Genomic DNA, 26,955 nt, shown 5'->3' with positions numbered 1-26,955 from the left:
ACCCCCAACGCCCCAGGAGAAAACAATATGACTCTGCGTAAATTCGCAGGGCTAGGAGCCCTGTTGTCCATCGTAATGCCCAGCCTGGCTATGGCGGCAGACGAAGTGGCGGCTCCAGTCCTCAATTCCGGCGACACGGCGTGGATGCTGACATCCACCGCACTGGTGCTGTTCATGACCATTCCGGGCCTGGCGCTGTTCTACGGCGGCATGGTTCGTTCGAAAAATATTCTTTCCGTGATGATGCAGTGCTTCGCCATCACCGGCCTGATCACCATCTTGTGGTTCGTCTACGGCTACAGCATGGCGTTCGATACCACTGGTATGGAAGCAGGCGTCGTCAACTTCAACTCCTTTGTCGGCGGCTTGTCCAAGCTGTTCCTCTCGGGTGTGACCCCGGCCAGCATCACCGGCCCGGCGGCGCTGTTCCCTGAAGCGGTGTTCGTCACCTTCCAGATGACCTTCGCCATCATCACTCCGGCGCTGATCGTCGGTGCCTTCGCCGAGCGGATGAAGTTCTCCGCGATGCTGATTTTCATGGCTGTGTGGTTCACCTTGGTCTACGCGCCGATTGCCCACATGGTGTGGGGCGGTCCGGGTTCGTTGCTGGGCGACTGGGGCGTGCTGGACTTCGCAGGCGGCACCGTGGTGCACATCAACGCCGGTGTTGCCGGTTTGGTAGCGTGCATCGTGCTCGGCAAGCGTAAAGGCTTCCCGACCACGCCAATGGCCCCGCATAACCTGGGCTACACCCTGGTGGGTGCGGCCATGTTGTGGGTCGGCTGGTTCGGCTTCAACGCCGGCTCCGCTGCTGCCGCCAACGGCACCGCCGGCATGGCGATGCTGGTCACCCAGATTGCCACTGCTGCTGCGGCGTTGGGCTGGATGTTCGCCGAGTGGATCACCCACGGTAAGCCTAGTGCCTTGGGGATCGCCTCGGGTGTGGTCGCCGGCCTCGTGGCCATCACGCCAGCCGCTGGCACCGTCGGCCCGATGGGTGCTTTGGTGATCGGCTTGGTTGCCGGTGTGCTCTGCTTCTTCTGCGCCACCAGCCTCAAGCGCAAGCTGGGCTACGACGACTCCCTGGACGCCTTCGGCGTGCACGGTATCGGTGGCATCGTCGGCGCGATCCTCACCGGTGTGTTCGCAGCACCGGCCCTGGGCGGCTTCGGCACCGTGACTGACGTTGCGGCGCAGGTCTGGATCCAGGCCAAAGGCGTTGGCTTTACAGTGATCTACACCGCGATTGTGACCTTCGTCATTCTCAAGGTGCTGGACATGGTCATGGGCCTGCGTGTGACCGAAGAGGAAGAGGCTGTCGGCCTCGACCTGGCACAACACAACGAGCGCGGCTACAACTTGTAAGTACGCGAAAAAAAGATGCCCGGCTTGCCGGGCATTTTTTTGTCTGGCGTTTGTCTGCGGTTAAAGGTGTATGGGTTTTTCTCCTGACTTTGTGATGGGATCCACAAGGCACTTTTCAGTGTGCGAATGTCTTACAGCCATGTAGGCGTATTCGGCACTTTGTTTTTTCCCTGAGCGCGCTAGAATGCGCGCCGATGTGCGGAGAACTGTATGTGGCAACAGACCCTGATTACCCTGCGGGCCAAGCCCCGGGGCTTTCATCTGGTGACGGACGAGTTGCTCGCCGGTTTGCCTGAGTTGAAGGCTTGTCGGGTGGGCCTGTTGCATTTGTGGCTGCAGCACACCTCGGCCTCGTTGACCATCAACGAGAATGCCGATCCGGCGGTTCGCCGTGACTTCGAACGTTTTTTCAATGCGCTGGTGCCGCAAGGCACGGCGGGATATGAACATAACGACGAAGGTCCCGATGATCTGCCGGCGCACTTCAAGGCCAGTCTCCTGGGCTGCCAGCTGAGTTTGCCGGTCAAGGCCGGCCGCTTGGCGATGGGGACCTGGCAAGGTGTTTATCTGGGCGAGCACCGTGATCATGGCGGTGCTCGTAAAGTCCTCGCCACCTTGCACGGTGATGAGGCATAAGCCACTGGTTATCCGGTGGATGTTGATTTTTTCTCAGCGGCCTTCGACAGACGGCGAAGCTGGGCTATAACTAATCTGCTTTTCGCAAGTCATGAGGTAGAACATGAGCGACGATGATCTGGAAAACGACGACCTCGAAGTAGGCGACGAAGACGAAGCTGAAGAAGGTCTTGAGGCGGCTGCCGAAGACGTGGCTGACGACGACGGTGGCGATGATGCACCGGCCCCGGCTGCCAAGGGCAAGGCCAAGGCCGCTGTTTCGGTTGATGAACTGCCGAGCGTAGAAGCCAAGAACAAAGAGCGCGATGCGCTGGCCCGCGCGATGGAAGAATTCCTCGCTAAAGGCGGCAAAGTGCAGGAAGTCGAGGCCAACGTGGTGGCAGATCCACCGAAGAAGCCGGATAACAAGTACGGCAGCCGTCCTATCTAAGGTCGGTTACTTGCTTGCTGAAAAAGCCCGCCGTCGCTGCGGGCTTTTTCATGCCTGAAACAAAAGCCCACGAGGTCGCCCCTGAACTGTGTGGATAGGGAGCCTCTGTGGCGAGGGGGCTTGTCCCCCGTTGGGCTGCGAAGCGGCCCCAAAACCAGACGCCACGGTCCCGCCTGAAAAAACGTAGTCATTCTTAATTAGGGCCGCTTCGCAGCCCAACGGGGGACAAGCCCCCTCGTCACAGAGGTTATGTGTTCCAGCGGGCGAGCAAGTCGGGCAGTTCAGTCAGGCTACGAATCTGCGCATCCGGCAACTGCTCAGCCTCCCAGTCCTTGCCCGTCGGGTTGAACCACACCGCCCGAAGCCCCGCCTGCTGGGCCCCGGCGATGTCATCGCCTGGATGATCGCCAATGTGCACGGCCGCGCTGGCATCTACTCCACCGCGCTGCAGCGCTTCCTGAAACAACCGCGCATCCGGCTTGGCGATGCCGATGTCTTCGGCGCGCAGGGCAAAGTGGAAATAGTCCGCCAGGCCTACGCGCTGCACGTCGGCATTGCCGTTGGTGATGACGCCCAGCAGGTAGTGGTGGCGCAGCGCTTGTAGCATGGGTTCGGCTTCGGGAAAGACCGTGAGCTGGTGCCGGGCGTGGATAAAGGCTTCGAAGCACACATCGGCCATTTCCATGGCTTCTGGCTGTGGGTAGCCTGCCTCTTCAAAGGCGTGCATCAGCACCCGATGGCGCAACACGCTGATGCGGTATTTGAGTTCAGGATGGCGTTGCAGCACTTGCTGGCGAAGGCTGGCGAACTGCTCCAGGGGCAGGTCGCCCACCTTGGTGGCGTGGGTGGCCAGCCATTCACGCATCGACGCTTCGGCATTGATGATGACAGGCACGTTATCCCAGAGCGTATCGTCCAGGTCGAAGGTGATCAGCTTGATACTCATGAGTCGCTGCCTTTGATGCGTTTGGCCCGTGGGTGGGCGCTGTCATACACCGTCGCCAGATGCTGGAAATCCAGGTGGGTGTAGATCTGGGTGGTCTTGATGTCGGAGTGGCCAAGCAATTCCTGCACCGCTCGCAAGTCCTGGGAGGATTCCAGCAAGTGGCTGGCAAAGGAGTGCCTGAGCATGTGCGGATGCAGGTTTTGCCCCAGCTCACGCGCTCCGGCGGCCTTGACCCGTAGCTGGATGGCCCGCGGCCCCAGGCGCCGGCCTTGCTGGCTGACAAACACTGCGTCATCCGCCGGATTGCTCAGGGCCCGCAGCGGTAACCACACCTCCAGGGCCTCCCGGGCTTTTCTGCCGACCGGCAATACGCGGGTTTTGCTGCCTTTACCGAGTACTTGTACCAGGCCGTCCGCCAGATCCAGCTGATCAAGATTGAGACTGGTCAGCTCCGACAGGCGCAGCCCCGAGGAGTAGAACAGTTCAAGGATCGCCTGGTCGCGGTGGGCCAGGAAATCGTCCTCTACCGCACCTTCCAGCAGTTGCAGGGCGCGATCGGTGTCGAGGGTCTTGGGCAGGCGTCGTTCGCCCTTGGGCGGGGCCAGGCCGTTGGCCGGGTCGTGGTCGCACAGGCCTTCGCGGTTCAGGTAGTGATAGAGGCCGCGCACCGCCGACAGCAGGCGTGCCAGGCTGCGGGAGGATTGGCCTTGCTGGTGCAGGCGGGCGATCAGGCTACGCAGGCCCTGAATATCCAGGGCTTTCCAGCTGCCGATCTGTTGCTTTTCGCAAAACGCCAGGACCTTGTTCAGGTCCCGTCGATAGGCGTCCAGCGTATGAGGAGACACCTGGCGCTCGCTGCGCAGGTGAGCGCAGTAGGCGTCCAGTTGTCGTTCCATGGCTAGCGCACCGCGCGCAGGGCGGTGGTGAAGCGTGGCAAGACTCGGCCGAGGACTTCGGCGATGTAGCTCAAAAACAGCGTACCCACCGAACTCTTGTAGTGCTGCGGGTCACGGCTGGCGATGGCCAGGACACCGTGCAGGCCTTGATGGCTGAGGGCGACCACGGCCGTGGAGCCGATCTGTTTGCGTTGTTCTTCGCCAAACAGGAAGTCCAGCTCATGCTCACGCAAGGTCCCGCTGATGGTCTTGCCTTCGGACAACAGGCCGCCAATGGCGGTTTGTGCGTCGCTGCCGCTGACCCAACGACCCACCGGCATCGGCTTGTCGCTGAACAGGATCAGGCTGACAAAGGGCACCTGGAAGTCCTGGCGCAGGCTATCTTCGACGGCAATCACCGCATCTTCCAGGGTGACGGCATCCATCAGGCTGAGGACCAGGCGACGGGTCTTGTCGAACAGGCGATCGTTGTCGCGAGCCACGTCCATCAACTGCGAGAGGCGATGGCGCATTTCGATATTGCGCTCGCGCAGGATCTTCATTTGCCGCTCCACCAGCGACACGGTGTCACCGCGCTGATGGGGGATGCGCATGGCCGGCAGCAGTTCTTCATGCTCGACGAAGAAATCCGGATTAGCCTCTAGGTAAGCGGCGACAGCCGCTGCCTCCAGGCTTTCGCAAGGGGACTCTTCGGGCGTTGGAGCGGGTACCTGAGGCTTATCGGTCATTGGATTGGCTCTCTCATAGGCGGACCTGTCCTTCGTATACGCGCATGGCCGGGCCGGTCATCATCACCGGTTGGCCAGGGCCTGCCCACTCGATGGACAGGCGTCCGCCGGGCAGGTCGATCAATAGCGGCGAATCCATCCACCCCTGGCTGATCGCCGCCACGGCAGCGGCGCAAGCACCAGTGCCGCACGCTTGGGTTTCCCCGGCACCGCGCTCCCAGACGCGCAGTTGCGCACGAGAACGGTCGATGACCTGTAGGAACCCGACGTTGACCCGTGCCGGAAAGCGCGGGTGGTGTTCGATCTTCGGCCCCAATTCATGGACCGGCGCGTTGTTGATGTCGTTGACCCGCAGCACGGCATGGGGGTTGCCCATGGACACGGCGGCCAGCTCGACCGTCTTGCCGTCCACCTCCACCGGGTAGCTCAGCGCTTGTGCGTCAGCCTGGAACGGAATATCTGCCGGGACCAGCCGAGGCGCGCCCATATTGACGCTGATCTGGCCGTCGCTGCGGATATCCAGCTCGATGATGCCGCTCTTGGTCTCGACGCGAATCTGCCGCTTGGCGGTCAGGCGCTTGTCCAGGACAAAACGGGCGAAACAGCGGGCACCGTTGCCGCACTGTTCCACTTCGGAACCGTCGGAGTTGAAGATCCGGTAACGGAAATCCACTTCCGGGTTGCTTGGGGCTTCGACCAGCAGCAATTGGTCGAAGCCAACACCGGTGTGTCGATCGCCCCACAGCTTGGCGTGCTTGGGCAGGATATGCGCGTGCTGGCTGACCAGGTCGAGGACCATGAAATCGTTGCCCAGGCCGTGCATCTTGGTAAAACGCAGCAGCATGGTCTTACTCCAGCAGCAGGCTTTCGCCAGCATACAACTCGGCTACCGTCTCGCGGCGACGCACTTCAAACGCTTGATCACCGTCCACCAGCACCTCGGCGGTACGGCCGCGGGTATTGTAGTTGGAACTCATGACAAACCCGTAGGCACCGGCCGAATGCACGGCCAGCAGATCGCCTTCTTCCAGGGCCAACTGACGTTCCTTGGCCAGGAAGTCGCCGGTTTCGCAGATCGGCCCGACGATGTCGTAGTCGCGGCCTTCGCCTGCGCGCGGTTTGACGGCGGTGACGTTCATCCAGGCCTGGTACAGCGCGGGGCGGATCAGGTCGTTCATCGCCGCGTCGACGATGGCGAAATCCTTGTGCTCGGTGTGCTTGAGGTACTCGACCTGGGTCAGCAATACGCCGGCATTGGCAACGATATAGCGGCCCGGCTCGAACATCAGCGTCAGTTCGCGGCCTTCGGTACGCTCGCGCACGGCCTTGATGTAGTCGGCCACCAGTGGCGGCTCTTCATCGCGATAACGCACGCCCACGCCACCACCGAGGTCGATGTGGTGCAGGTAGATGCCGCACTCGCCAAGACGGTCGATCAGTGCGAGCAGACGGTCGAGGGCATCGAGGAATGGTGGCAGGCTGGTCAGTTGCGAGCCGATATGGCAGTCGACACCCAGCACTTCCAGGTTCGGCAACTGGGCGGCGCGGATGTAGACGTCTTCGGCGTCGGCAATGGCGATGCCGAACTTGTTTTCTTTGAGGCCGGTGGAGATGTACGGGTGAGTGCCCGCATCGACGTCCGGGTTGACCCGCAGGGAGATCGGCGCGCGAACACCCAGCTCGGCGGCGACCACTTGCAGGCGTTCCAGCTCGTCGGTGGACTCGACGTTGAAGCAATGCACGCCGACTTCCAGCGCGCGGCGCATGTCTTCACGGCTCTTGCCGACGCCGGAGAACACGATCTTGTCCGCTTTACCGCCAGCCGCCAGCACACGTTCCAGCTCGCCTCGGGAGACAATGTCGAAACCGGCGCCCAAACGCGCCAGGACATTGAGCACGCCCAGGTTGGAGTTGGCTTTTACTGCGTAGCACACCAGGTGTGGCGTGCCTTCCAGCGCATCGGCAAAGGAGCGGTATTGCGCTTCGATGTGGGCACGGGAATACACGTAGGTCGGGGTGCCAAAGCGCTCGGCAATGGCGGACAGCGCGACACCTTCCGCGAACAGCTCGCCGTCCCGGTAGTTAAAAGCGTCCATGGTGTTCCCTTAGAAGGTGTCGTTCTTGTGCGCTTTGGATTGCGACGATTGCGCCTGCTCGTTCGGATCTTTGCTGTCATCTGGCAGGTACAACGGGCCCTTTTGACCACAGGCACTAACGAGGCAAGCGACCGCGACGAGCGCAGCAAGGGAAGAGATCAGGCGCTTCATGGCGAAATCCTTGAATATGCATTAATTGCGCCCGAGTATACCGACCACCCGCCAGCTTGCCTATGCGCCGGGATACCCGTCCGGCGGGGCTTTGCCGAGATTGCCGAGATTGTGCTTACCTCAATTGAGGATATTTCACACGGCTGCGGGTAATGAAATCGGTATCCTTTGCAATCATGATGGTGCGTCCGTATTGTGCGGCGCTTGAGCGAGACCAGACACTTTTCGAGGTTCCCACAATGAGTTTGACCGAAGCCCGCTTTCACGACCTGGTGGATGCGACCCAGCAAGCGCTGGAGGATATTTTCGACGAGAGCGGTCTGGATGTGGATCTGGAGAACTCGGCCGGCGTGCTGACCGTCAAATTCGAAAATGGCACCCAACTGATTTTCAGTCGCCAGGAGCCTCTGCGTCAGCTATGGCTGGCGGCGCGTTCCGGTGGTTTTCACTTCGACTACGATGAAGAGGAAAATCGCTGGGCCCACGACACGAGTGATGAGCTGCTGAGCGAAATGCTCGCGCGCCTCACGCTGGAGCAAGCCAGCGTCGAGCTGGACTTCGACGAGATCTGATAGTGATACAGCCCGTCTCTGTACGCCCGCCCAAGCCGCTGTTCAGTAATGTCAGCCCGGCGGTGCCGTCACCTTGTATCAGTTTATGTCGGCTGGATGAGCAGAAAGTCTGCCTCGGCTGCTTTCGTCATGTGGAAGACATCCGTGAATGGCGTTCTGCCGATGATCAGCGGCGGCGGGTGATCGTCGCCCAAGCTGAGCAGCGCAAGGCGTGCTCCTGACCCTGGCTTGTTTATTTATTGCGCTGTGGTAGTGTCCGGGTACACCTCAACTCATCGAGGTCCGTGAGAACCCCGCCTTTTCCTGGCGGGGTTTTGCTTTTTTGTGCAGAAAAAAGGAGTCTGCCTGAATCATGACCGCACCTTCCATCATCCTCACCCGTCTTGACGTGCAGCGTCTTGAGCAACTGATTGACCGTGTAGGCGAGGACTCGCCGGGCGTTGAAGCCCTGCAACACGAACTTGACCGTGCCGAAGCAGTGGTTGGCCACGATGAGGTGCCAGCAACAGTCGTGACCATGAACTCCAGTGTGCATTGCCGTGAGCAAGGCAGTGGCAAGGACTATCACCTGACCCTGGTTTACCCCAAGGACGCGAATGCCGATCAAGGCAAGGTCTCGATCCTGGCCCCGGTCGGCAGCGCATTGCTGGGCCTGCAAGTTGGCCAGCACATCGACTGGCCGGCGCCCGGTGGCAAGACCCTCAAGCTGGAACTGCTCAGTGTCGAAGCCCAGCCCAAAGACGGCGGCCCCTTCAGCCTCTAAATCTGGTTCAGCGCCTGATTGAGCGCCTGCTCCAGCTCGGCCTTGTAGCGCAGGTACAGATTGCTCGGGCTTTGAACATCACCGAGCAGGCCAGACAGGTCCAGGTCGGTGATGTAGCAACGGTAACGTTCGGTCTCCCGGCGTTGCCCGACGATCTCTTGAGCGACCACTGCAAATAGCTGGTCGCCAAATTCCAACTCGCAAAACTCCCGCTGATTGCAGTACAAGGTGATGCCCACCTGACCCGGTGCGCCTTTGCCGATGATCGCCTGCACGTCATAAAACGGTTTATTGGCCGGGATCTGCGGTGCGGAGCGCGGTTCGGCCCGGCGCGCACGGCCGCTACCTGATGGCAACAGCTGGTAGTACAACGTTTGCACCGCACCCAGCGGTTGTTGCGGGTCCAGAGTGGACAGCGCATCGCGGCGGTAGATGATCGACTGCAGGAAGCGCTGCAACGGTACCAGCAGGCTTTGCTCGTCGTGAAACGGCAGGCGCTGTTGCCAGAGGGCATTGAACTCGTCGAGCACGTACAGCTCGGCGAAGGCTTCGTTGATCCGGTAGAACACCTGCACACAGTCGGGCCGGCCCATGGGCAGCAGCAACGCCAAGTCATGGTCTTCCAGGGCCATGGCGTCCAGGTGCAGCGGGCTGTAGCTGGCCAACTCCTCACTGAGGTAGCCGATCAATGCCTGCTGGCTGGCCAAGGACACATGATTGACGTGCCCCGCCGCCAACTCCATCACGTGATAGTGCTGCTGCACCTGAAGCAGGTAGCGATGATTGAGCTGGCCGAGCAGCAGGTTTTGCGCGGTGTCGAAAACTTCTTCCACTCGCAGGGCAATGAATTGCGCGCGGTTATGACAGAAGCAGCGCACCCGGAGTCTCGGCAATTGATTGGGCGGCAGTTGGTTCAAGTAGTCCCGCAGGCAATCGAGCAGTGCATGGGGGCCGTCATAGCGGCTGACCATCACCTCGTTCCAGCTGTTGACCGTGACCTGGTCCAGGGTCAATACCAGGTTTTCCCGCACGCCTGCGTAACTCAAGGAGTCGGTACGCTCGGTGGTCATCAGGATATTCAGGTCACGGTGATGTTTGAGCGGGTCGACACCGACGTTGATCAGCAACAGCACTTCGTTGGGCACCGCCGTACGCAGCAGGTGCTCTTCGTCGACGCTCGCCAGGGGCAGGGAGATGGTCTGTTGCAGGCTGCCCAGCAGGTTGAACAGCTCAAATTCGGTCATGTCGCTGGCGCCTGGGTGCAAGGCCAGGCGGGTGCTGCTGTCGATCACACCGTTGCGATGGCACCAGGTGAGCATTTCCAGCAGGTCCCGGCTGCGTTTGATCGGCGCGAAGTGCTCCCATTCCAGGGCGTTCAGGTTGCCGTTGTACAGGCCCCAATGATGTTGGCCCGGCTCTTTGCGATTGGGCGAGTGGACCAGCGTCAGGGTGTCTTCGGCCAGGTCCGGGGCAATCCCGGGGTTGATGAACTCGACCTTGCCGGCCTTGCGTTCGAAAGCGGCATACAAGCGCCGACCGAGCACATTGAGGTCGCGCTTGTTGATCAGGCTGACGGTCTGTTCGGTACGGGCAAACTGGGTCAGGAAGCGGTAGCTGTAGTTGAGCTCGTTGACCAGGGCGCGGCGTTCGGAAGCAACCTGGCGGACTTTCCACTGGCTGCGGCTGTCGAGCAGGGCCAGTTGTCGTTGATCCCATCCCCACTCGTTGGCCAGGCGTTCAAGCAGTTGGCGTTGCCAGCCTGACGAGCGTTGGCCAGCGCTGAGTTTGCGGTTCACCTTCAGGTACAGGCTGCGCCGTACCAGTTCCAGGCGCTCGGGTTCATTGCGGGCCTTGAGGTACTCCTCGATACGTCGGTAAACCACGATGTACGGGTCCAGCTCATCCAGGTCCACTTGGTTGGCGAACACCGCACGTTTGAAGCGCAGGCTCAGGCATTGCACGTTCGGGTGTTCGCTGGCGTAGACCTCGGTCAGCAGCAGTTTGAGCACTGACTTGTACGGGGACTCGATACCCTTGAACAACTGCCACAGGCCGGCCCCGATAAATTCCCCGGGCGGGATATGAGCCAGGTGGCCCAGATCGAGGGTTTCATCGGCAGGGATAAAACGTTTGGAAATCAGCGCGTGAGTGAATTCGGCGTAACGGGTTTCTTCATAGACCGGCACCAGCCACCAGATCGGCGTGCGCCCGGCCAGCCAGATGGCGGTGCGATAGAACTCGTCCAGCAGCAGGTAGTGCTGGGTGGTACCGCAGTCGTCGGAGCTGAGTTGGGTATCGCGCTCGCCCAGGACAAACCGGGTCGGCTCGATCAGGAAAAAATGCGCCTCGGCACCCATGGTCAGGGCCCAGGCCTCTAGCAGTTGGCATTTTTTGCGCAGTTCGGCCAGTTCGCTCTCGCTCAGGTCGGGGGCATGACAGACCCACACGTCCATATCACTTTGATCCGCTTGGGCGAGGGTGCCCAGGCTGCCCATCAGAAACAGGCCATGAATCGGTCGTGGCGGGTTGCCATGGCGGGCTTTGTAGGAGAACGAACGAGTCAGGCGCTGGGCTTCGGCTAGCACCGAAGCGTCGGGTTCGAAGTTCGACAACCCTGCCGGTGTGCTGCCTGAAACATAGCCAGGCAACAACGGGTGGTTGACGTGGAAAAACAACGGCAGCAGGGTCAGCACGCTCTGTTGACGTGGGGTCAGCCCCTCGATGGCCCGGGCGATACGCCCTTCATTCAGGGCTAGAAACCGCGCGCGCAGTTGGGCCAGCACCTTGCGGTCGATGCCTTCGTCCAGGTCGGGGCGGATCTCGTGGGTGCGGGTCATGTGGAACTCGGTGGCTCGCAGGGCCCGACGTGGGCAGCCGTGTGGGAGTTTACAGTCAGTAGCGTAGGACGTTTAAGCGGAATTTGTTTTTGACGTCAGGATTTTATCGCGGGCGCAGGAATGCCCGCGGAATCCGTGAAAAGAGGATCCCGTGGGCGATGCGTGGTGTCAGGCGGCTTCTTTGGTATTGCTGGTGGTAAGAATGGTCAGCAGGACTTGGGCGTGCTCGGCAGCGTCCCGGCCAAGGCTGGTCAGGTAGCCCCCGTCTGGCTGGTCGATCAATTTTTTATCAAACAGGCTCTTGGCAGCGGCAATGGCAGTCGGAGCGGCGGTCTGATGAACTTTCAGACCTTCCTGGGAGCTGCCCAGGTTGAAGAGTGCAAGGATTTCCAGTTCGGCAACCAACTCAGGGGTATACGACATAAGGACTCCAGACTTTCTAGGAATTTTTAGGCGTTAGCAGCCATAAGGTGAACGCACTTGGGCGAGCTGTCCAGCAGGAAGTCGTGGAGTGTTGACATGACGCAGGATGAACGCAAATGGTGCGGTCACGAGGATCCAGGGTGGGAGCTGGCTTGCCTGCGATAGCAGTGTGTCAGGCGACTGTAATATTGGCCGTGCCGACGACATCGCAGGCAAGCCAGCTCCCACATGGATCGATGTTCGACCGCAATTATGAGTGTTACGAGTTTTCTGGCGGCAATTCTGGCAGTGCGCGCAAGGCGGTTTCGTACCATTCGGTATTGAAGGCGCGGTCTTCTTCAAGCAGGGCATCAATCTCGACGGCAAGCACGTGGGCCATCATCTGCAGGATGTCTTCGCGCTCATAACCCACCAGGGTCAGTTTGTTGAACGTCGCCTTGGCGGCAGGCGGGTTGTCGCTTTCGATCTGGTTTTCGATCGCTTCAATCAAGGTGGTTTCGGCGAACTCTTCTTCGTCGTTGTCGATATCGGTTGGCTCGCTCATGGCAGGCTCCTGAAGGAAAGGGCGCCAGTCTACCCCCATTCAGTCGGGTGATGCTGCTGGTCAGGCACGGTCGGACGTTCTATAACAAGCGCTGCCAACCCCGTACACGGCCTGGAGGCTTTGTGATGCTCAAGCTTTATGGATTTTCGGTCAGCAACTACTACAACATGGTCAAGCTGGCGCTGCTGGAGAAAGGGCTACCCTTTGAAGAGGTGCCTTTCTACGCAGGCCAAACCCCTGAAGCCCTGGCCGTAAGCCCCCGTGGCAAGGTGCCGGTGTTGGGTGTTGCGCAAGGCTTCATCAATGAAACCAGCGTGATCCTCGAGTACATCGAGCAGACTCAGTCGGGGCCTGCGCTATTACCCGGCGACCCCTTCCAGCGGGCGCAGGTGTTGGCGTTGTGCCGGGAGATCGAGTTGTATATCGAGCTGCCCGCCCGGGCTTGCTTCGCCGAAGCGTTCTTCGGCATGCCGGTACCGGAGGCGATCAAGGAAAAGTCCAAGGCTGAGTTGCTGCTGGGGATTGCTTCGTTGGGGCGCCATGGCAAGTTCGCGCCTTATGTGGCGGGAGACAGCTTCACAATTGCGGACCTGTACTTCATGTACAGCGTGAATCTGGCCCGCGCTGTGGGTGAGAAGCTGTTTGGTCTGGATTTCCTGGCTGAGTTGCCAGCGCTCAAGGCACTGTTGGAGCGTCTGCATGCACTGCCCAATGCTCAGCGAGTGGCAGCGGACAGGGAAGCGGCGATGCCGGCTTTTATGGCGATGATTGCGGCTAAGAAGTAGAGCTTGGGTGTCTGTGATGGCGCCTTCGTGAGCAAGCCAGCGCCCACATTTGGAATGCATTCCAAATGTGGGCGCGGCGGTGCGACGATTAGACTTGCTCGCGAAGCTTTTAGCGGCTTGCGAGCAGTTCCTGACCGCGCACAACCGCGGCTTTCACCTGCGCCGGCGCAGTCCCGCCGATATGGTTACGGGCATTCACCGAACCTTCCAGGGTCAGCACCGCAAACACGTCCTGTTCGATCTGGTCACTGAACCGACGCAGTTCTTCCAGGCTCATTTCCGCCAGGTCCTTGCCAGTGTCCACACCGTATTTCACGGCGTGGCCGACGATTTCGTGGCAGTCACGGAACGGCAGGCCACGGCGTACCAGGTAATCGGCCAGGTCGGTGGCAGTGGAGAAACCGCGCAGGGCTGCTTCACGCATGATGGCGTGCTTGGGTTTGATCGCGGGGATCATGTCGGCAAAGGCCCGCAGCGAGTCGCGTAGGGTATCGGCGGCGTCGAACAGCGGTTCTTTGTCTTCCTGGTTGTCCTTGTTGTAGGCCAGGGGTTGGCCTTTCATCAGGGTCAGCAGGCCCATCAGCGCGCCGAACACCCGGCCGCTTTTGCCGCGTACCAGCTCTGGCACGTCGGGGTTTTTCTTTTGCGGCATGATCGAGCTGCCGGTGCAGAAGCGGTCCGGCAGGTCGATGAACTGGAATTGCGCGCTGGTCCACAACACCAGTTCTTCGGAGAACCGCGACAAGTGCATCATCGCAATGCTGGCTGCGGCGCAGAATTCGATGGCGAAGTCACGGTCTGACACGCCATCCAGCGAGTTGCCGCCAACGGCGTCGAAACCCAGCAGTTGTGCGGTGTATTCGCGGTCGATCGGGTAGGTGGTGCCCGCCAGCGCGGCGCTGCCCAAAGGCATGCGGTTGGCACGCTTGCGGCAGTCCACCAGACGCTCGTAGTCGCGGCTGAGCATTTCGAACCAGGCCAGCAAATGGTGGCCGAAGGTCACTGGCTGTGCGGTCTGCAAGTGAGTGAAGCCGGGCATGATGGTGCCCGACTCGCGTTCGGCCTGCTCCAGCAGGCCTTTCTGCAGGCGGGTGATTTCAGCGAGGATCAGGTCGATCTCGTCCCGCAGCCACAGGCGAATATCGGTGGCCACCTGGTCATTACGGCTGCGACCGGTGTGCAGTTTTTTGCCGGTCACGCCGATGCGGTCGGTGAGGCGGGCCTCAATGTTCATGTGCACGTCTTCCAGGTCGACGCGCCAATCGAAGGTACCGGCTTCGATCTCACCACGGATGTTGGTCAGGCCGTCGACGATGCTGTCGCGCTCGGCCTCGGTCAGCACGCCGACCTTGGCCAGCATCGTGGCGTGGGCGATGGAGCCCATGATGTCGTGGCGATAGAGGCGCTGGTCGAAGGTGACGGAGGCGGTGAAACGCGCGACGAAGGCGTCGACGGGCTCACTGAAGCGGCCGCCCCAGGACTGGTTGGTCTTGTCGGTGCTCATGGATTCGCTCGTGATCTGCTGAAAGAGGGCATGAAAGTGTGCCGCCGATAATAACAGGGTTGCCCTTGGAGGCGATGCTGCGGCGTGTCGGCATTTTTATTTGTTTGAAGGGTGGCTAAGTGCCTTGCCGTCGGCCTCGTCCGGGAAGAGACTGGAGCCAGGATTGAACGGGGGGTTTAACGCGGTCGGTCCTTGGGGTAAACAAGAGGTGTTTATTGAAACGATATTTGACGATTGAGCAATATCGTCTTCGCGAACGTCTACAGTTGCACTGATAGGTAGTTGTACTGACAGAAGGTGAAGGCCGTGGTGCAGCGCACCAATGTCAGGCGGTGAGGTCGAACTCCAGGCTAACCATAAAGAGAGGGGGTGTTCGTATTGTGTATCAGCAAACCCTACGACGGTGCCCTACGGCATCGGGCTCCAGGCGGCATTGAACAGGTCCGGGTAAATATTGGTGCCACTCTCGGGGCACTTTTTGCCGCTCACGCTAGTCTTAGCGTGGATCGCCGTGACGGAAGTCACCGCACCTGTCTACGCTATCCTTGTGCGAGACTCACGCAGGAATCCAGCGCAATATGAATGTCCTGATCGTTGATGACGAACCCCAAGCCCGCGAGCGACTGAGCCGTATGGTCAGCGAACTCGAGGGATACAGTGTCCTGGAGCCGAGCGCCACCAGTGGCGACGAGGCATTGGCCTTGATTGACAGCCTGAAGCCGGATGTCGTGCTGCTCGATATCCGCATGCCAGGCCTTGACGGCTTGCAGGTTGCCGCGCGCTTGAGTGAGCGCGAGTCGCCGCCGGCATTGGTGCTGTGCGCCGCCGAGGATGAGTTTTCCTCGGATGCCCTGCAGGCCAGCGGTGTCAGCTTCCTGGCCAAACCAGTCAGTGCCGACGCCCTGCTCAAGGCGCTGAAAAAGGCCGAGCGACCCAACCGTATACAACTCGCCGCCCTGACCCAGCCCGCGGCGCAAAGCGGTAACGGGCCGCGCAGCCATATCAGTGCCCGGACTCGCAAGGGTATCGAGCTGATTCCCCTGAGCCAGGTGGTCTACTTCATTGCCGATCACAAGTACGTGACGTTGCGTCACGAGGCCGGTGAAGTGTTGCTCGATGAGCCGCTCAAGGCCCTGGAAGACGAGTTTGGCGACCGCTTCGTGCGCATCCATCGCAATGCGCTGGTAGCCCGAGAGCGTATCGAGCGCCTGCAGCGCACGCCGCTTGGGCACTTTCAGTTGTTTTTGAAAGGGCTCAATGGCGACGCCTTGATCGTCAGCCGGCGCCATGTCGCCGGTGTACGCAAGATGATGCAGCAGCTTTAACCCAAGGGCTGCGCCGGTTCCAGCATCCCATATCCCGGTGCGATGCGGCCAGGGAGGCCCCGCACTTGCTGATTCAAATCAAAGCGTATTTGCCTGAGCTGTTATTATCTGCCGTATCTATTCAGTACGGATTGATCCATGTCCTCTCGCGAAATCCGCATCGCCACCCGTAAAAGCGCCTTGGCCTTATGGCAGGCCGAATACGTCAAAGCACGCCTTGAACAGGCCCATCCAGGCCTCAAGGTGTCCCTGGTGCCCATGGTCAGTCGTGGCGACAAGCTGCTGGACTCGCCGCTGTCGAAAATCGGTGGCAAGGGCCTGTTCGTCAAGGAACTGGAGACCGCGCTGTTGGAGAACGAGGCCGACATCGCCGTGCACTCGATGAAAGACGTGCCGATGGACTTCCCCGAAGGCCTGGGCCTGTTTTGCATCTGCGAGCGCGAAGACCCGCGCGATGCGTTCGTTTCCAATACCTATGCCTCCCTGGATGAATTGCCTTTGGGCAGCATCGTTGGGACCTCCAGTTTGCGTCGTCAGGCCCAGTTGCTGACCCGCCGCCCAGACCTGCAAATCCGCTTCCTGCGAGGTAACGTCAATACTCGTCTGGCCAAGCTGGATGCCGGGGAATATGACGCGATCATCCTGGCGGCAGCCGGTTTGATCCGTTTGGGTTTCGAAGACCGCATCACTTCCGCCATCAGCGTCGAAGACAGCTTGCCCGCCGGCGGGCAGGGCGCCGTCGGGATTGAGTGCCGCACGGCAGACAGCGAAATCCATGCATTGCTCAAACCCCTTGATCATGCCGACACTGAAATTCGCGTCACCGCCGAACGTGCGCTGAACAAACACCTTAACGGTGGTTGCCAGGTGCCAATCGCCTGCTACGCCGTGCTTGAAGGCGAGAACCTTTGGCTGCGTGGCCTGGTGGGGGATCCGAGCGGCGGGCTTCTGCTGACGGCAGAGATACGCGGCCCGCAAAGTGAGGCCACGAGCCTTGGTATCAAGGTGGCCGAGGAGTTGTTGGAGAAAGGTGCCGGCGCCATCCTGCAAGCGGTCTACGGCGAGGCCGGTCCGCAGTGACAGGCTGGCGTGTGTTGTTGACCCGGCCGACGGAAGAGTCCGCAGCCTTGGCGGCGACACTGTCCGAAAGCGCAATATTCAGCAGCAGCCTGCCGTTACTGGAAATCGAAGAGCTGCTTGCCACCGCTGAGCAGCAAGCGGTTTTCCGTCATCTGGATCGATACTGCGCTGTGATCGCGGTGAGCAAGCCGGCCGCGCGGTTTGCTCTGCAGCGGCTTGATCAAGCGCCATCTCAACCATGGTTCAGCGTTGGGGCGGCGACGGCGCAGGTGCTGGCCGAGCACGGCCTTGATGTCAGCTACCCGCCGGACGGCGACGACAGCGAGGCCTTGCTTGATTTACCCCAGTTGCGCGACGCTATCGCACGACCCAATGCACGGGTATTGATCCTACGCGGCGAAGGCGGGCGAGAGTTGCTGGCTGAGCGCTTGCGTGATCTAGGTGCTAGTGTCGACTATCTGGAGTTGTATCGCCGTTTCCTGCCGGCCTACACCGCCGGTACGTTGATGCAGCGCATTCAGGTGGAACGCTTGAACGGCCTGGTGGTCAGCAGTGGGCAGGGTTTTTTACATCTGCAAGCCTTGGCTGGCCCCGATTGGCCCCAGGTAACACAGTTACCGCTGTTCGTGCCCAGCCCGCGAGTCGCCAAGATGGCGCGTGCTGCTGGTGCAAGTAAAGTTGTGGATTGTCGTGGCGCGAGTGCTGCGGCTTTGTTAGTGGCGCTACGCAGCTTTGCCGAGCCCACTCTCTGATACGCAAAGGATGGATACGTGAGCGAAACAGCCTTGCCCAAAGATGAAGCCCAGCCCGCGCTTGATGCGCCTGTTGAGACACCGGTCACTGCTCCACGCCGTGGCAATGGCCTGGCAATCGTGGCCTTGTTGCTCGGTGCTGCGGGCGTTGCGGCTGGTGGCTGGGGGATCTGGCAGGTCCGCGCCCTGCAAGCGAGCACTCAGCAGCAGTCGGGACAGGTGCAAACCCTGGACGATCAATCCCAGAGCCTCAAGCAGAGCCAGCAGCAGTTGGCTGCACGCCTGGCACAGTTGCCGGGCGCTGATGAGCTGGAAGAACGTCGCCGTCTGGTGGCGCAATTACAGGGTGATCAGCAGCGCTTGAACCAGCGTCTGGAAACCGTGCTGGGTGCCAGTCGTAAGGACTGGCGCCTGGCCGAAGCCGAACATTTGTTGCGCCTGGCCAGTTTGCGTTTGTCTGCCTTGCAGGACATCAACAGTGCTCAGGCGCTGGTCCAGGGTGCCGACGAGATACTTCGTGAGCAGAGCGATCCGGGTTCCTATGCTGCCCGTGAGCAGTTGGCCAAGAGTCTCGCCGCGTTGCGCAGTGTCGAGCAACCGGATCGTACCGGGTTGTATCTGCAACTGGCGGCCCTGCGCGATCAGGTGGTGCAACTGGCAGCTATCTCGCCTGAGTATCAGCTTCAGGATGCCCCGCAGTCAGGTCGTCCAACCACCGATACTGAAAACCGCTGGAGCCAATGGTGGGAGCAGATTTCCCGCTATTTCCGCATCGACTTCAATCCGGACGACAACATCCGTCCGCTGCTGGCCGGCCAGGGCCTGAACCAGGTACGCCTGGCCCTGAGCCTGGCGTTGGAGCAGGCACAATGGGCTGCCCTTAATGGTGAGCCGGCGGTGTATACCCGTTCGTTGGGCGAGGCCCGCAGTGTCTTGCAGGGCAACTTCAACCAGAACAACCCGCAAAGCCAGGCCATGTTGGCCCGGATAGCCGAGCTGGAACCCAAGGCCGTCTCGGTGGTGACCCCGGACCTGGCTGCAAGCCTGGCTGCTGTGCAGGCTTACCTTGAACGTCGTCATCTGTCTGCCGATGAAGCCAAGGCTTCTGCTGGCGCGCCGGCGACCCAGGAGTAAAGCCGATGAAGCGTTTCTACGTGATCCTGGTGGTGGCGATTGCGATTGCCTTGGCATTGGGCGTGGGCATTTCAAAACACACCGGCTACGTGCTGATTACTTATCCCCATGTGCTGCATTACGAGTCCGGGCTGTGGTCGACCCTGGTGGCGCTGTTTGTAGTGGGTCTGGTGATCTATCTGATCAGAGTGCTGCTGAGTCTGGTGACGACATCCGGTGGCGTGGTCAATCCATGGTCGCGGCGCAACCGTAGTCGTCGGGTGCAGATTGCCATTGAACAGGGCCAGATGGACCTTGCCGAAGGCCGCTGGGCCAGTGCCGAGCGCCATCTGCAGCGCGCCGCCGAAGCAGAGCGTCAACCGCTGTTGTACTACCTCGGTGCGGCCCGAGCGGCCAACGAGCAGGGGCGTTATGAAGAGGCCGACGGCTTGCTGGAGCGTGCGCTCGAGCGCCAGCCTCAAGCCGAGCTGGCAGTGGCTCTGAGCCACGCCCAGTTACAGATGGACCGTGGCGACACCGAAGCGGCCCTGGTCACGTTGCAAGCCATGCATGAGCGCCATCCACACAACGTTCAGGTGTTGCGTCAGTTGCAACGGCTGCATCAACAGCGTGGAGACTGGTCCTCGGTGATTCGGTTGTTGCCGGAGCTGCGCAAGGACAAGGTGTTGCCCGTTACCGAACTGGCGGATCTGGAGCGTCGGGCCTGGGGTGAGAACTTGACCCTGGCCGCTCAGCGTGAAGAGCAAGGCGAGGCCGGCCAGCAATCCCTTGAGCGGGCGTGGCAACAATTGACGTCTGCTCAGCGTCAGGAACCTGCACTGGTATTGGCCTACGCCGAGCAATTGCGCCAGTTGGGTGCGGACACCACGGCCGAAGAAGTATTGCGTGGTGCGATCAAGCGCGGGTATGACAGCCATTTGATCAGGCTGTACGGCTTGCTGCGGGGCAGTGATCCAGCGCGGCAATTGAAGTTTGCCGAAGGCTGGCTCAAGGACCATCCGGGGGATGCCAGCCTGTTGCTGACGTTGGGTCGTCTCTGCCTGCAAAATAGTTTGTGGGGCAAGGCGCGGGATTATCTGGAAAGCAGTTTGCAGGTTCAACGTAATCCCGAGGCCTGTGCCGAACTGGCACGCTTGCTGGCGCAGTTGGGAGATACCGAGCGCAGTAACCAATTGTTCCAGGAAGGCCTGGGGCTTTTGGACAAGCGCTTACTGGCTTCGCCGCTCCCCGTACCGACGCGGGTTTGAAGTAGGAAACCATGAAGAGGTTGGTTCAGAATTGTCTGGTCCAACCCCTCAACATCGCCTGATAGGGGCGACTAAAACGACCGATCGGTAAACTCCTACGCAGGTTTGCATTCAATCCTCTCGGTTCTGACGGGATATCCCTACGCTCTCGCAGAATCGTCTGCGCCGGCGCGTATTGAAAGGGGTAAGGCCTTTCCTCTACCGTAACCACCTATCTCTTGCGTTGCGGATAAACAATGTCTTTGGCCCACTCACGCTCCCTGTTCCTCCTGGCGTTTATGGCTGGTGCGCTGACTTTGGGCGCATCCTTGTACCTCGAATACGGAGCCCTGTTGCGTCCTTGCTTCCTGTGCATGGTGCAGCGGATTCTGTTGACTGCCTTCACGTTGATCAACCTGGTGGCAGCGGTTCATGGCCCTAAGCGCCATGGCGTCTATTTGTATGGGGTGATGAGCATGGGGTGTGCACTGCTCGGAGCCATCACCGCAGTGCGCCAGGTGTTGTTGCAGAACATCCCGTTGGATCAGCTGCCCGGCTGCTGGCCCAGCCTGCAACACATGATCGAAAGCCTGTCGTTCTGGGAGGCCTTGAAGCGGGCATTTCAGGGAAATGTCGACTGCGTCGAAATCAACTGGACGTTGTTTGATCTGAGCCTTCCCGAATGGAGTCTGCTGTTCTTTGTCGCGATGTTGATCCTGGGCGCTACACAGTTTTCCCGCTTGTTGTTCAGTCAGCGTTTACGTCTGGCGAAGCACTGACTCAAGGTCGCAGGATGTAGGACGGGATTAAACACTTGTATGAACTTTCTCTCCTGCGTACCTTGAAGCCATAGTCATGCGGGCATAATCTGGCCCGCACGTGTTATTGAAACCGCTTGTTCGATGCGGCTTTGTCCGGTGGCCGCTTTAATCCTTGAAGTGTTGCGCGGGCAGAGGGCGGCACCGCCCCTATAGGGAAGAGAGATCATCATGCTGGAAACTTGTCAGAATGCTCAGGAGCGCTGGGGTGGTGTGCACAAACTGATCGATGGTTGGTTGAAGGCACGTCACGAACTGGTTCGGGCCTTTGATGCTCTCGGCGCCAAGCCTGAGGCGTTGGGTGAGAACCGCAAGCCACTGCAAGAGTTCTGTGGTGCGCTGGTGGATTATGTGTCTGCGGGGCACTTCGGTGTCTACGAGCAGTTGACCAAGGAAGCCGAGGCTTTCGATGATCAGCGGGGCCTGGACCTGGCAGAGACGCTCTACCCGCGTATCGACGTCATCACCGAAAAGCTGCTGGCCTTCAATGATCTGTGTGATGCCGGCCAATGCGTAGCAGAAAAATTCAAGGAGCTGGGCGGTCTGCTCCACGAGCGTTTCGAGTTGGAAGACTGTCTGATCGAAGTGCTGCACAACGCCCACAAGGAAGAGTTGGCGGCCAAAGCCTGAAAGCTTGATTGTCGGCAAGATAAAAAAACGGTGCGCATTGCGCACCGTTTTTCGTTTGGCTAGCTGCTCGCGCCGAGCAGTTCGATCTCGAATACCAGAGGCGTGTAGGGCGGGATCAACTCGCCTGCACCGTCTGCGCCATAAGCCTGGGCCGATGGAATCACCAGGCGCCATTTCGCGCCGACCGGCATCTGCTGCAACGCGCTGCGCCAGCCACTGATCACACTGTCCAGGCGAAACCATTGCGGTTGTTTGCTCTGGTCAAAGATCGTTCCATCGGGCAGCCGTCCAACATACGTCACCTGAACCCGATCATTGGCCGTCGGTTTTTTTCCATTACCGGGAGCCAGCTCGATCAGCAAGATCCCGTCTGCCAATTCGCGTACGCCGCTCTTGGCTTTCTCCCTGGATAAAAATTGTTGCTCGGCGGCGAGGACCTTTTCACTTTGTGGAACTTGGTCGACGGTTGCAGCCTGTGCTTCGTGTTGGGCCAGGATCTGTTCGATGCGCGCATCGTCCAGCGCCAGTGGCCTGCCTTGGTAGGCTTGCTTGAGGCCGTCGATCAGTGCCTGGATTTGCAGGTCGGGGACTTCCTGGCGCAGGCGTTCACCCAGGCTCGCGCCCAGGCTGTAGGCCAGGTCGTGGCGGTCTTTGACAGGGGATTGCTCGCCCGCGTTGGCCACGGAAAGTGACAAACCCAAGGCTAAAAAAAGGTAACGCGACATGGGTGTTCTCCAGCCGAAAGTGCGGTGGATTATGCCAGTGTGAATGCACAAAAACTGGAGTGGCTTTTCGTTATATCGATAAGAATTTCCATGCAGTGCAACGCAACGCATTCGATACTGTCAACATGCCCTAGCGGCGGTAAGAGCAGAGGGCTAGTATGAGCCGCACCCACGTCAGCCAGGAGGTAAACCATGTCGGCCAAACAGAAGCCTGTAAATACCCCATTGCACTTGCTCCAACAGCTATCGAGCAGCCTGCTCGAACATTTGGAAAGCGCTTGTTCCCAAGCCTTGGCTGATGCTGAAAAGCTGCTCGCCAAGCTGGAAAAACAACGCGGCAAGGCTCAAGAAAAACTGCACAAATCCCGCTCCAAACTGCAAGACGCAGCAAGCGCCGGCAAAGCCAAGGCACAAGCCAAGACCAAGGGTGCAGTCAAAGAACTTGAGGACTTGCTCGACGCCCTCAAGGATCGTCAATCCGAAACCCGCACCTACATTCTGCAACTCAAGCGCGATGCTCAAGAGAGTCTGAAACTGGCTCAGGGCGTTGGTCGTGTGAAAGAAGCCGTTGGCAAGGTACTGAGCACTCGTGCACCGGTTAAAGCCGCTGCTGCGAGCGCGGCGAAAAAACCAGCCAGCAAAGCCGTGGCAGCAAAAGCGCCTGCGAAAGCTGCAGCCAAGCCTGCGACCAAAGCACCGGCGAAACCCGCTGCGAAGCCTGCAGTGAAAAAAGCCGCTGCCAGCGCCGCCAAACCAGCAGCTAAACCTGCTGTGAAGCCGGCCGCCAAACCAGCTGCAAAAACCGCTGCTGCGAAACCAGCCGCCAAGCCAGCTACGGCAAAACCTGCTGCGAAGCCGGCCGCAAAGCCAGCGGCTAAAACCGCTGCTGCGAAACCAGCCGCCAAGCCAACTGCGGCGAAACCTGCTGCGAAGCCGGCCGCAAAGCCAGCGGCTAAAACCGCTGCTGCAAAACCAGCCGCCAAGCCAACTGCGGCGAAACCTGCTGCGAAGCCGGCCGCAAAGCCAGCGGCTAAAACCGCTGCTGCAAAACCAGCCGCCAAGCCAACTGCGGCGAAACCTGCTGCGAAGCCAGCCGCAAAGCCAGCGGCTAAAACCGCTGCTGCAAAACCAGCCGTCAAGCCAACTGCGGCGAAGCCTGCCGCAAAGCCAGCGGCTAAAACTGCTGCTGCAAAACCAGCCGCCAAGCCAGCTGCGGCGAAACCTGCTGCGAAGCCTGCCGCAAAGCCAGCGGCTAAAACTGCTGCTGCAAAACCAGCCGCCAAGCCAGCTGCTGCAAAACCTGCTGCGAAGCCGGCCGCTAAACCTGCTGCTGTAAAACCAGCCGCTAAGCCAGCTGCCGCAAAACCAGCGGCCAAGCCTGTTGTTGCTAAAGCGCCAGCTGCAAAACCTGCGGCACCTGCTGCCAAGCCGGCTGCCCCGGCAGCACCTGCGGCCAGCGCTGCAGCGCCAACCGCGACGGTCAGCAGCACCCCTGCACCGGCTGCAAGCACCACCCCAACCAGCGCTTCCTAAGTGCCGGTGGCCGCGACGCGCAGCTGATGCAGCGCGTCGTGGTCAAGGTTGGCGGCCTCGGCCGCCAGTCCTTCAAGCCATGTACGCTGATACGTTGCTTCACCCGTCGGCCATTCCAGTGCTCGGGTTTCCAGGCGTGATAACAGCTGCTGTTCGGCTTCCAGCTCCAGGGCTTTGATCCGCTCCCGTAATGCCCCCAACTCGGTGTCCTGCTGCGCCATGGCCCGCCATTGCTTACGCACTTGTCGTAGCGGCTCGACCACCTCGGCCTGCCAGGGTTCTGCAATCTGCCGCAGTGCCAGCAAACGAGTCGGCTCAAGCGTCACGCCTCGCTGCTCCAGCCATAAACCGCAGAGCAACAGGCACACATCGACCCCCTGCTCCTGCAAGCGCAGGCAAGCGTTCTCTACACCCGGACGGGCATAAGTCGAGAGGGCAAAGCTCCACAGGTCAGCGCACATATTCCTACCCAAGCCAGCGGTCAACGAAGCTGGTAGACTCCGCCGCCATTATGATCCGACTTCAAAGCCTAACATTACAGCGTGGCCCGCAGCGTCTTCTTGAAGACGCCGAGCTGACCCTGCACGCCGGTCACAAAGCCGGCCTGATCGGTGCCAATGGCGCCGGCAAATCCACGTTGTTCGCCTTGCTGCTGGGTGAGCTGACCCCCGACTCCGGGGATTGCTTGATGCCGGCCGACTGGCGAATCGCTCACATGCGCCAGGAGATCGACACCCTGGACCGCATTGCGATCGACTACGTGCTCGATGGCGACCTGCGCCTGCGTCAGGTGCAACACGACCTGGCCGAGGCCGAGAAGACTCAGGACGGCGCCGCTCAAGCCCGCCTGCACTCGGAACTCGACAGCGCCGACGGCTACACCGCCGATGCCCGCGCTCGCAAAATGCTGGCGGGCCTGGGGTTCACCAACGAGCAGATGGACCGTCCGGTCGCCGACTTTTCCGGTGGCTGGCGCATGCGCCTGAACCTGGCCCAGGCGCTGATGTGCCCTTCGGACCTGTTGCTGCTCGATGAACCGACCAACCACTTGGACCTCGATGCGATCCTGTGGCTGGAAGATTTCCTGAAAAGCTACCCGGGCACTTTGCTGCTGATTTCCCACGACCGGGACTTCCTCGACGCCGTGGTCGATAACATCGCCCACGTCGAACAGAAAAAAATCACTCTCTATCGTGGTGGCTACAGCGCCTTCGAGCGCGCTCGCGCCGAACGTCTGGCCCAGCAGCAGCAGGCCTACGAGAAGCAGCAGGTGCAACGGGCGCATATGGAGAGCTACATCGCCCGGTTCAAGGCCCAGGCCACCAAGGCTCGTCAGGCCCAGAGCCGGATCAAGGCCCTGGAGCGCATGGAAGAGCTGTCGGCGGCCCACGTCGATTCGCCGTTCGACTTTGTGTTCCGCGAGTCGGTGAAGATCTCAAGCCCGTTGCTCGATCTGTCCGACGCTCGTCTGGGCTATGGCGACAAGACCATCCTCGAGAAGGTCAAGTTGCAGCTCACGCCGGGCGCGCGGATCGGTTTGCTCGGCCCCAACGGCGCCGGCAAATCGACCCTGATCAAAAACCTCTCGGGCGAGTTGCAACCCTTGGCCGGTCGTCTGGTACGCGGTGAGAACCTGGTAGTGGGCTACTTCGCCCAGCATCAGTTGGACTCCCTCGACGCCAAGGCCAGCCCGCTGCTGCACTTGCAACGCCTGGCGCCTACCGAGCGCGAACAGACCTTGCGCGACTTCCTTGGCGGTTTCGACTTCCGTGGCGCGCGCATCGACGAGCCGGTGCTGAATTTCTCCGGTGGTGAAAAGGCCCGCCTGGCCCTGGCGTTGATCGCCTGGGACCGGCCGAACCTGTTGCTGCTCGACGAACCGACCAACCACCTGGACCTGGAAATGCGCCTGGCGCTGACCATGGCCCTGCAGGAATTCAGCGGTGCGGTGTTGGTGGTGTCCCACGATCGACACTTGCTCAAGAGCACCACCGATAACTTCCTGCTGGTAGCTGACGGCAAGGTCGAGGAATTCGACGGCGACCTGGAAGACTACGCTCGCTGGCTGTCGGACTATCGTCTGCGCAACGCACCGGTCAGCAACACTCCGGTCAATCCGGACAAGACCGACAAGAAAGCCCAGCGCCAGGCCGCCGCCGCATTGCGCCAGCAACTGGCTCCCCACAAGCGTGAAGCCGACAAGCTGGAAGCTGAACTGGGCAAGGTTCACGAAAAGCTGGCGAAGATCGAAACCAGCCTGGGTGACAGCGCGGTGTACGAACCGGCGCGCAAGGACGAACTGCGGGACTTGTTGGCCGAGCAGGCTAAGCTCAAGGTCCGCGAGGCACAGCTGGAGGAAACCTGGATGGAAGCCCTGGAGTTGCTGGAGTCCTTGCAAGCGGAGCTGGAGGCGTTGTCCTGATGGAAGCGCTGCAACTGCCGCTGCCGGCCCAATGGATCGAGCCCCTATGGGTCGGCGTACAAATCCTGCTGATCCTGCTGGCTGGTTACTTCGCCCAGCGTTTCGTTGCCAAATGCCTGAAGCGCCTGGGGGAACGTTACCCGTTTCCGCCGCAGTTGCTGATGCCGCTGCGTGGTGGCCTGCGCTGGCTGATCATGGGCAGTGCGCTGATCGTTGTGCTGGAGCGCCTGGGCGTTTCCGCCACGGTGTTGTGGACGGCGCTGTCGGGGTTTGTCGCGGTGGCGGCGGTGGCGTTCTTTGCCATGTGGTCGGTGCTGTCGAACCTGCTCTGCGCGATTCTGATCTTCACGGTCGGGCCGTTTCGTCTGGGTGATGTGGTCGAGTTGGTGGACACCGTCGACAAGCCTGGCGTCAAAGGTCGTGTAGTGGCGATCAACCTGCTGTACACCACGTTGATTGAAGTGGAAGAGGCGGGGACTGGCAGCGTGATGGTGCAAGTGCCCAACAGCTTGTTCTTCCAGCGCTCGGTGCGACGTTGGCGGGGCAGTGATGTGTTGCCTGTCGGATCGGGCGAGAAGTAGCCGTCACATCCTGTAAAAATCTATAGCCATGCC

General features: G+C 60.4%; 28 protein-coding genes and 1 pseudogene. 17 read left to right on the top strand and 12 right to left on the bottom strand.

Annotation, left to right across the window (positions count from 1 at the left end):
• Positions 1-27: 27 nt before the first annotated feature.
• From HKK55_RS24550 to sutA, 3 genes are all read left to right on the top strand, one after another.
• Positions 28-1,365 (top strand): ammonium transporter, encoded by a 1,338-nt coding sequence (locus HKK55_RS24550; protein ID WP_155582476.1) that lies wholly within the window; start codon positions 28-30, stop codon positions 1,363-1,365.
• Positions 1,366-1,575: 210 nt separating this feature from the next.
• Positions 1,576-2,001 carry a secondary thiamine-phosphate synthase enzyme YjbQ gene (locus HKK55_RS24545; RefSeq protein ID WP_155582477.1) on the top strand — a complete coding sequence of 142 codons (426 nt, stop codon included), beginning with the start codon at positions 1,576-1,578 and terminating at the stop codon, positions 1,999-2,001.
• 103 nt (positions 2,002-2,104) lie between these two features.
• Positions 2,105-2,431: a transcriptional regulator SutA gene (gene sutA / locus HKK55_RS24540; RefSeq protein ID WP_155582478.1), complete on the top strand. Its 327-nt coding sequence runs from the start codon at positions 2,105-2,107 to the stop codon at positions 2,429-2,431.
• A gap of 247 nt (positions 2,432-2,678) precedes the next feature.
• On the opposite strand, the gene HKK55_RS24535 is transcribed toward sutA, so the two are convergent.
• Genes HKK55_RS24535 through HKK55_RS24510 form a run of 6 tightly spaced genes read right to left on the bottom strand, consistent with a single transcriptional unit; the run spans position 2,679 to position 7,268 of the window.
• Positions 2,679-3,377, bottom strand: a complete 699-nt coding sequence (locus HKK55_RS24535) for an HAD family hydrolase (RefSeq protein ID WP_169356965.1) — start codon at positions 3,375-3,377, stop codon at positions 2,679-2,681.
• Positions 3,374-4,273: a tyrosine recombinase XerC gene (gene xerC, locus HKK55_RS24530; protein WP_169356964.1), complete on the bottom strand. Its 900-nt coding sequence runs from the start codon at positions 4,271-4,273 to the stop codon at positions 3,374-3,376. The genes HKK55_RS24535 and xerC overlap by 4 nt, the downstream gene beginning before the upstream one ends.
• 2 nt (positions 4,274-4,275) lie before the next feature.
• A complete protein-coding gene (locus HKK55_RS24525) occupies positions 4,276-5,001 on the bottom strand; it encodes a DUF484 family protein (protein ID WP_169356963.1) in 726 nt (241 codons plus the stop codon).
• 13 nt (positions 5,002-5,014) lie between these two features.
• Positions 5,015-5,845, bottom strand: a complete 831-nt coding sequence (gene dapF, locus HKK55_RS24520; protein WP_169356962.1) for a diaminopimelate epimerase — start codon at positions 5,843-5,845, stop codon at positions 5,015-5,017.
• Positions 5,846-5,849: 4 nt separating this feature from the next.
• Positions 5,850-7,097, bottom strand: coding sequence for a diaminopimelate decarboxylase (gene lysA, locus HKK55_RS24515; RefSeq protein ID WP_169356961.1), 1,248 nt, complete (start codon positions 7,095-7,097; stop codon positions 5,850-5,852).
• A gap of 9 nt (positions 7,098-7,106) precedes the next feature.
• A complete protein-coding gene (locus tag HKK55_RS24510; protein ID WP_169356960.1) occupies positions 7,107-7,268 on the bottom strand; it encodes a lipoprotein in 162 nt (53 codons plus the stop codon).
• Positions 7,269-7,507: 239 nt separating this feature from the next.
• On the opposite strand from HKK55_RS24510, the gene cyaY reads away from it, so the two are divergent.
• The 3 genes from cyaY (at position 7,508) to rnk (ending at position 8,603) form a co-directional block, all read left to right on the top strand.
• Entirely contained in the window at positions 7,508-7,840 is a 333-nt protein-coding gene (cyaY, locus tag HKK55_RS24505) for an iron donor protein CyaY (protein ID WP_169356959.1), read from the top strand.
• A 2-nt stretch (positions 7,841-7,842) separates the two neighbouring features.
• Positions 7,843-8,061, top strand: coding sequence for a DUF1289 domain-containing protein (locus HKK55_RS24500; protein ID WP_169356958.1), 219 nt, complete (start codon positions 7,843-7,845; stop codon positions 8,059-8,061).
• 131 nt (positions 8,062-8,192) lie between these two features.
• Positions 8,193-8,603 carry a nucleoside diphosphate kinase regulator gene (rnk, locus tag HKK55_RS24495; protein WP_169356957.1) on the top strand — a complete coding sequence of 137 codons (411 nt, stop codon included), beginning with the start codon at positions 8,193-8,195 and terminating at the stop codon, positions 8,601-8,603.
• Here the strand turns inward: rnk and HKK55_RS24490 are convergent.
• From HKK55_RS24490 to HKK55_RS24480, 3 genes are all read right to left on the bottom strand, one after another.
• Positions 8,600-11,440, bottom strand: coding sequence for a class I adenylate cyclase (locus tag HKK55_RS24490; protein WP_169356956.1), 2,841 nt, complete (start codon positions 11,438-11,440; stop codon positions 8,600-8,602). The two genes, rnk and HKK55_RS24490, sit on opposite strands and share 4 nt — an antisense overlap.
• 168 nt (positions 11,441-11,608) lie before the next feature.
• Positions 11,609-11,863: a TIGR02647 family protein gene (locus tag HKK55_RS24485; RefSeq protein WP_169356955.1), complete on the bottom strand. Its 255-nt coding sequence runs from the start codon at positions 11,861-11,863 to the stop codon at positions 11,609-11,611.
• 259 nt (positions 11,864-12,122) lie between these two features.
• Positions 12,123-12,407 carry a hypothetical protein gene (locus tag HKK55_RS24480; RefSeq protein ID WP_169356954.1) on the bottom strand — a complete coding sequence of 95 codons (285 nt, stop codon included), beginning with the start codon at positions 12,405-12,407 and terminating at the stop codon, positions 12,123-12,125.
• Positions 12,408-12,532: 125 nt separating this feature from the next.
• Between HKK55_RS24480 and HKK55_RS24475 the strand changes: the two genes are divergently transcribed.
• Positions 12,533-13,192 (top strand): glutathione S-transferase family protein, encoded by a 660-nt coding sequence (locus HKK55_RS24475; protein WP_169356953.1) that lies wholly within the window; start codon positions 12,533-12,535, stop codon positions 13,190-13,192.
• Positions 13,193-13,301: 109 nt separating this feature from the next.
• Here HKK55_RS24475 and argH read toward each other — a convergent pair whose 3' ends face one another.
• Positions 13,302-14,696, bottom strand: coding sequence for an argininosuccinate lyase (gene argH / locus HKK55_RS24470; protein WP_169356952.1), 1,395 nt, complete (start codon positions 14,694-14,696; stop codon positions 13,302-13,304).
• Positions 14,697-15,274: 578 nt separating this feature from the next.
• Between argH and HKK55_RS24465 the strand changes: the two genes are divergently transcribed.
• The 7 genes from HKK55_RS24465 to rsd all read left to right on the top strand — a co-directional run bounded on the left by HKK55_RS24465 (position 15,275) and on the right by rsd (position 21,661).
• Positions 15,275-16,021, top strand: a complete 747-nt coding sequence (locus HKK55_RS24465) for a LytTR family DNA-binding domain-containing protein (protein ID WP_169356951.1) — start codon at positions 15,275-15,277, stop codon at positions 16,019-16,021.
• A 138-nt stretch (positions 16,022-16,159) separates the two neighbouring features.
• Positions 16,160-17,101, top strand: coding sequence for a hydroxymethylbilane synthase (gene hemC, locus HKK55_RS24460; protein ID WP_155582494.1), 942 nt, complete (start codon positions 16,160-16,162; stop codon positions 17,099-17,101).
• Positions 17,098-17,853, top strand: a complete 756-nt coding sequence (locus tag HKK55_RS29360) for a uroporphyrinogen-III synthase (RefSeq protein ID WP_237151292.1) — start codon at positions 17,098-17,100, stop codon at positions 17,851-17,853. The genes hemC and HKK55_RS29360 overlap by 4 nt, the downstream gene beginning before the upstream one ends.
• Before the next feature lie 18 nt (positions 17,854-17,871).
• Entirely contained in the window at positions 17,872-18,987 is a 1,116-nt protein-coding gene (locus HKK55_RS29355) for a uroporphyrinogen-III C-methyltransferase (protein ID WP_237151291.1), read from the top strand.
• 5 nt (positions 18,988-18,992) lie between these two features.
• Complete coding sequence (locus tag HKK55_RS24450) at positions 18,993-20,234, top strand: heme biosynthesis protein HemY (RefSeq protein ID WP_169356950.1); 1,242 nt, start codon at positions 18,993-18,995, stop codon at positions 20,232-20,234.
• 236 nt (positions 20,235-20,470) lie between these two features.
• Positions 20,471-20,992, top strand: coding sequence for a disulfide bond formation protein B (locus HKK55_RS24445; RefSeq protein ID WP_169356949.1), 522 nt, complete (start codon positions 20,471-20,473; stop codon positions 20,990-20,992).
• Positions 20,993-21,202: 210 nt separating this feature from the next.
• Entirely contained in the window at positions 21,203-21,661 is a 459-nt protein-coding gene (gene rsd / locus HKK55_RS24440; RefSeq protein WP_169356948.1) for a sigma D regulator, read from the top strand.
• Between the two features lie 59 nt (positions 21,662-21,720).
• On the opposite strand, the gene HKK55_RS24435 is transcribed toward rsd, so the two are convergent.
• Positions 21,721-22,386 (bottom strand): FKBP-type peptidyl-prolyl cis-trans isomerase, encoded by a 666-nt coding sequence (locus tag HKK55_RS24435; protein ID WP_169356947.1) that lies wholly within the window; start codon positions 22,384-22,386, stop codon positions 21,721-21,723.
• 192 nt (positions 22,387-22,578) lie between these two features.
• Here HKK55_RS24435 and HKK55_RS24430 point away from each other — a divergent pair.
• Positions 22,579-23,718, top strand: a pseudogene (locus HKK55_RS24430) (AlgP family protein); the annotation flags it as partial.
• A 197-nt stretch (positions 23,719-23,915) separates the two neighbouring features.
• Here HKK55_RS24430 and HKK55_RS24425 read toward each other — a convergent pair.
• Positions 23,916-24,380 (bottom strand): TIGR02444 family protein, encoded by a 465-nt coding sequence (locus tag HKK55_RS24425; RefSeq protein WP_169356945.1) that lies wholly within the window; start codon positions 24,378-24,380, stop codon positions 23,916-23,918.
• A 50-nt stretch (positions 24,381-24,430) separates the two neighbouring features.
• On the opposite strand from HKK55_RS24425, the gene abc-f reads away from it, so the two are divergent.
• Both abc-f and HKK55_RS24415 read left to right on the top strand, forming a co-directional pair.
• The gene (gene abc-f / locus HKK55_RS24420; protein ID WP_169356944.1) at positions 24,431-26,341 is read left to right on the top strand and encodes a ribosomal protection-like ABC-F family protein; all 1,911 of its coding nucleotides are present in this window, start codon (positions 24,431-24,433) and stop codon (positions 26,339-26,341) included.
• Positions 26,341-26,922 (top strand): mechanosensitive ion channel family protein, encoded by a 582-nt coding sequence (locus HKK55_RS24415; protein WP_169356943.1) that lies wholly within the window; start codon positions 26,341-26,343, stop codon positions 26,920-26,922. Before abc-f ends, HKK55_RS24415 begins: the two co-directional genes overlap by 1 nt.
• Positions 26,923-26,955: the final 33 nt, after the last annotated feature.

The organism is Pseudomonas sp. ADAK18 (genome assembly GCF_012935695.1).
In the GTDB taxonomy this organism is placed as follows: domain Bacteria; phylum Pseudomonadota; class Gammaproteobacteria; order Pseudomonadales; family Pseudomonadaceae; genus Aquipseudomonas.
This window is presented reverse-complemented; position numbering and strand designations above follow the sequence as displayed.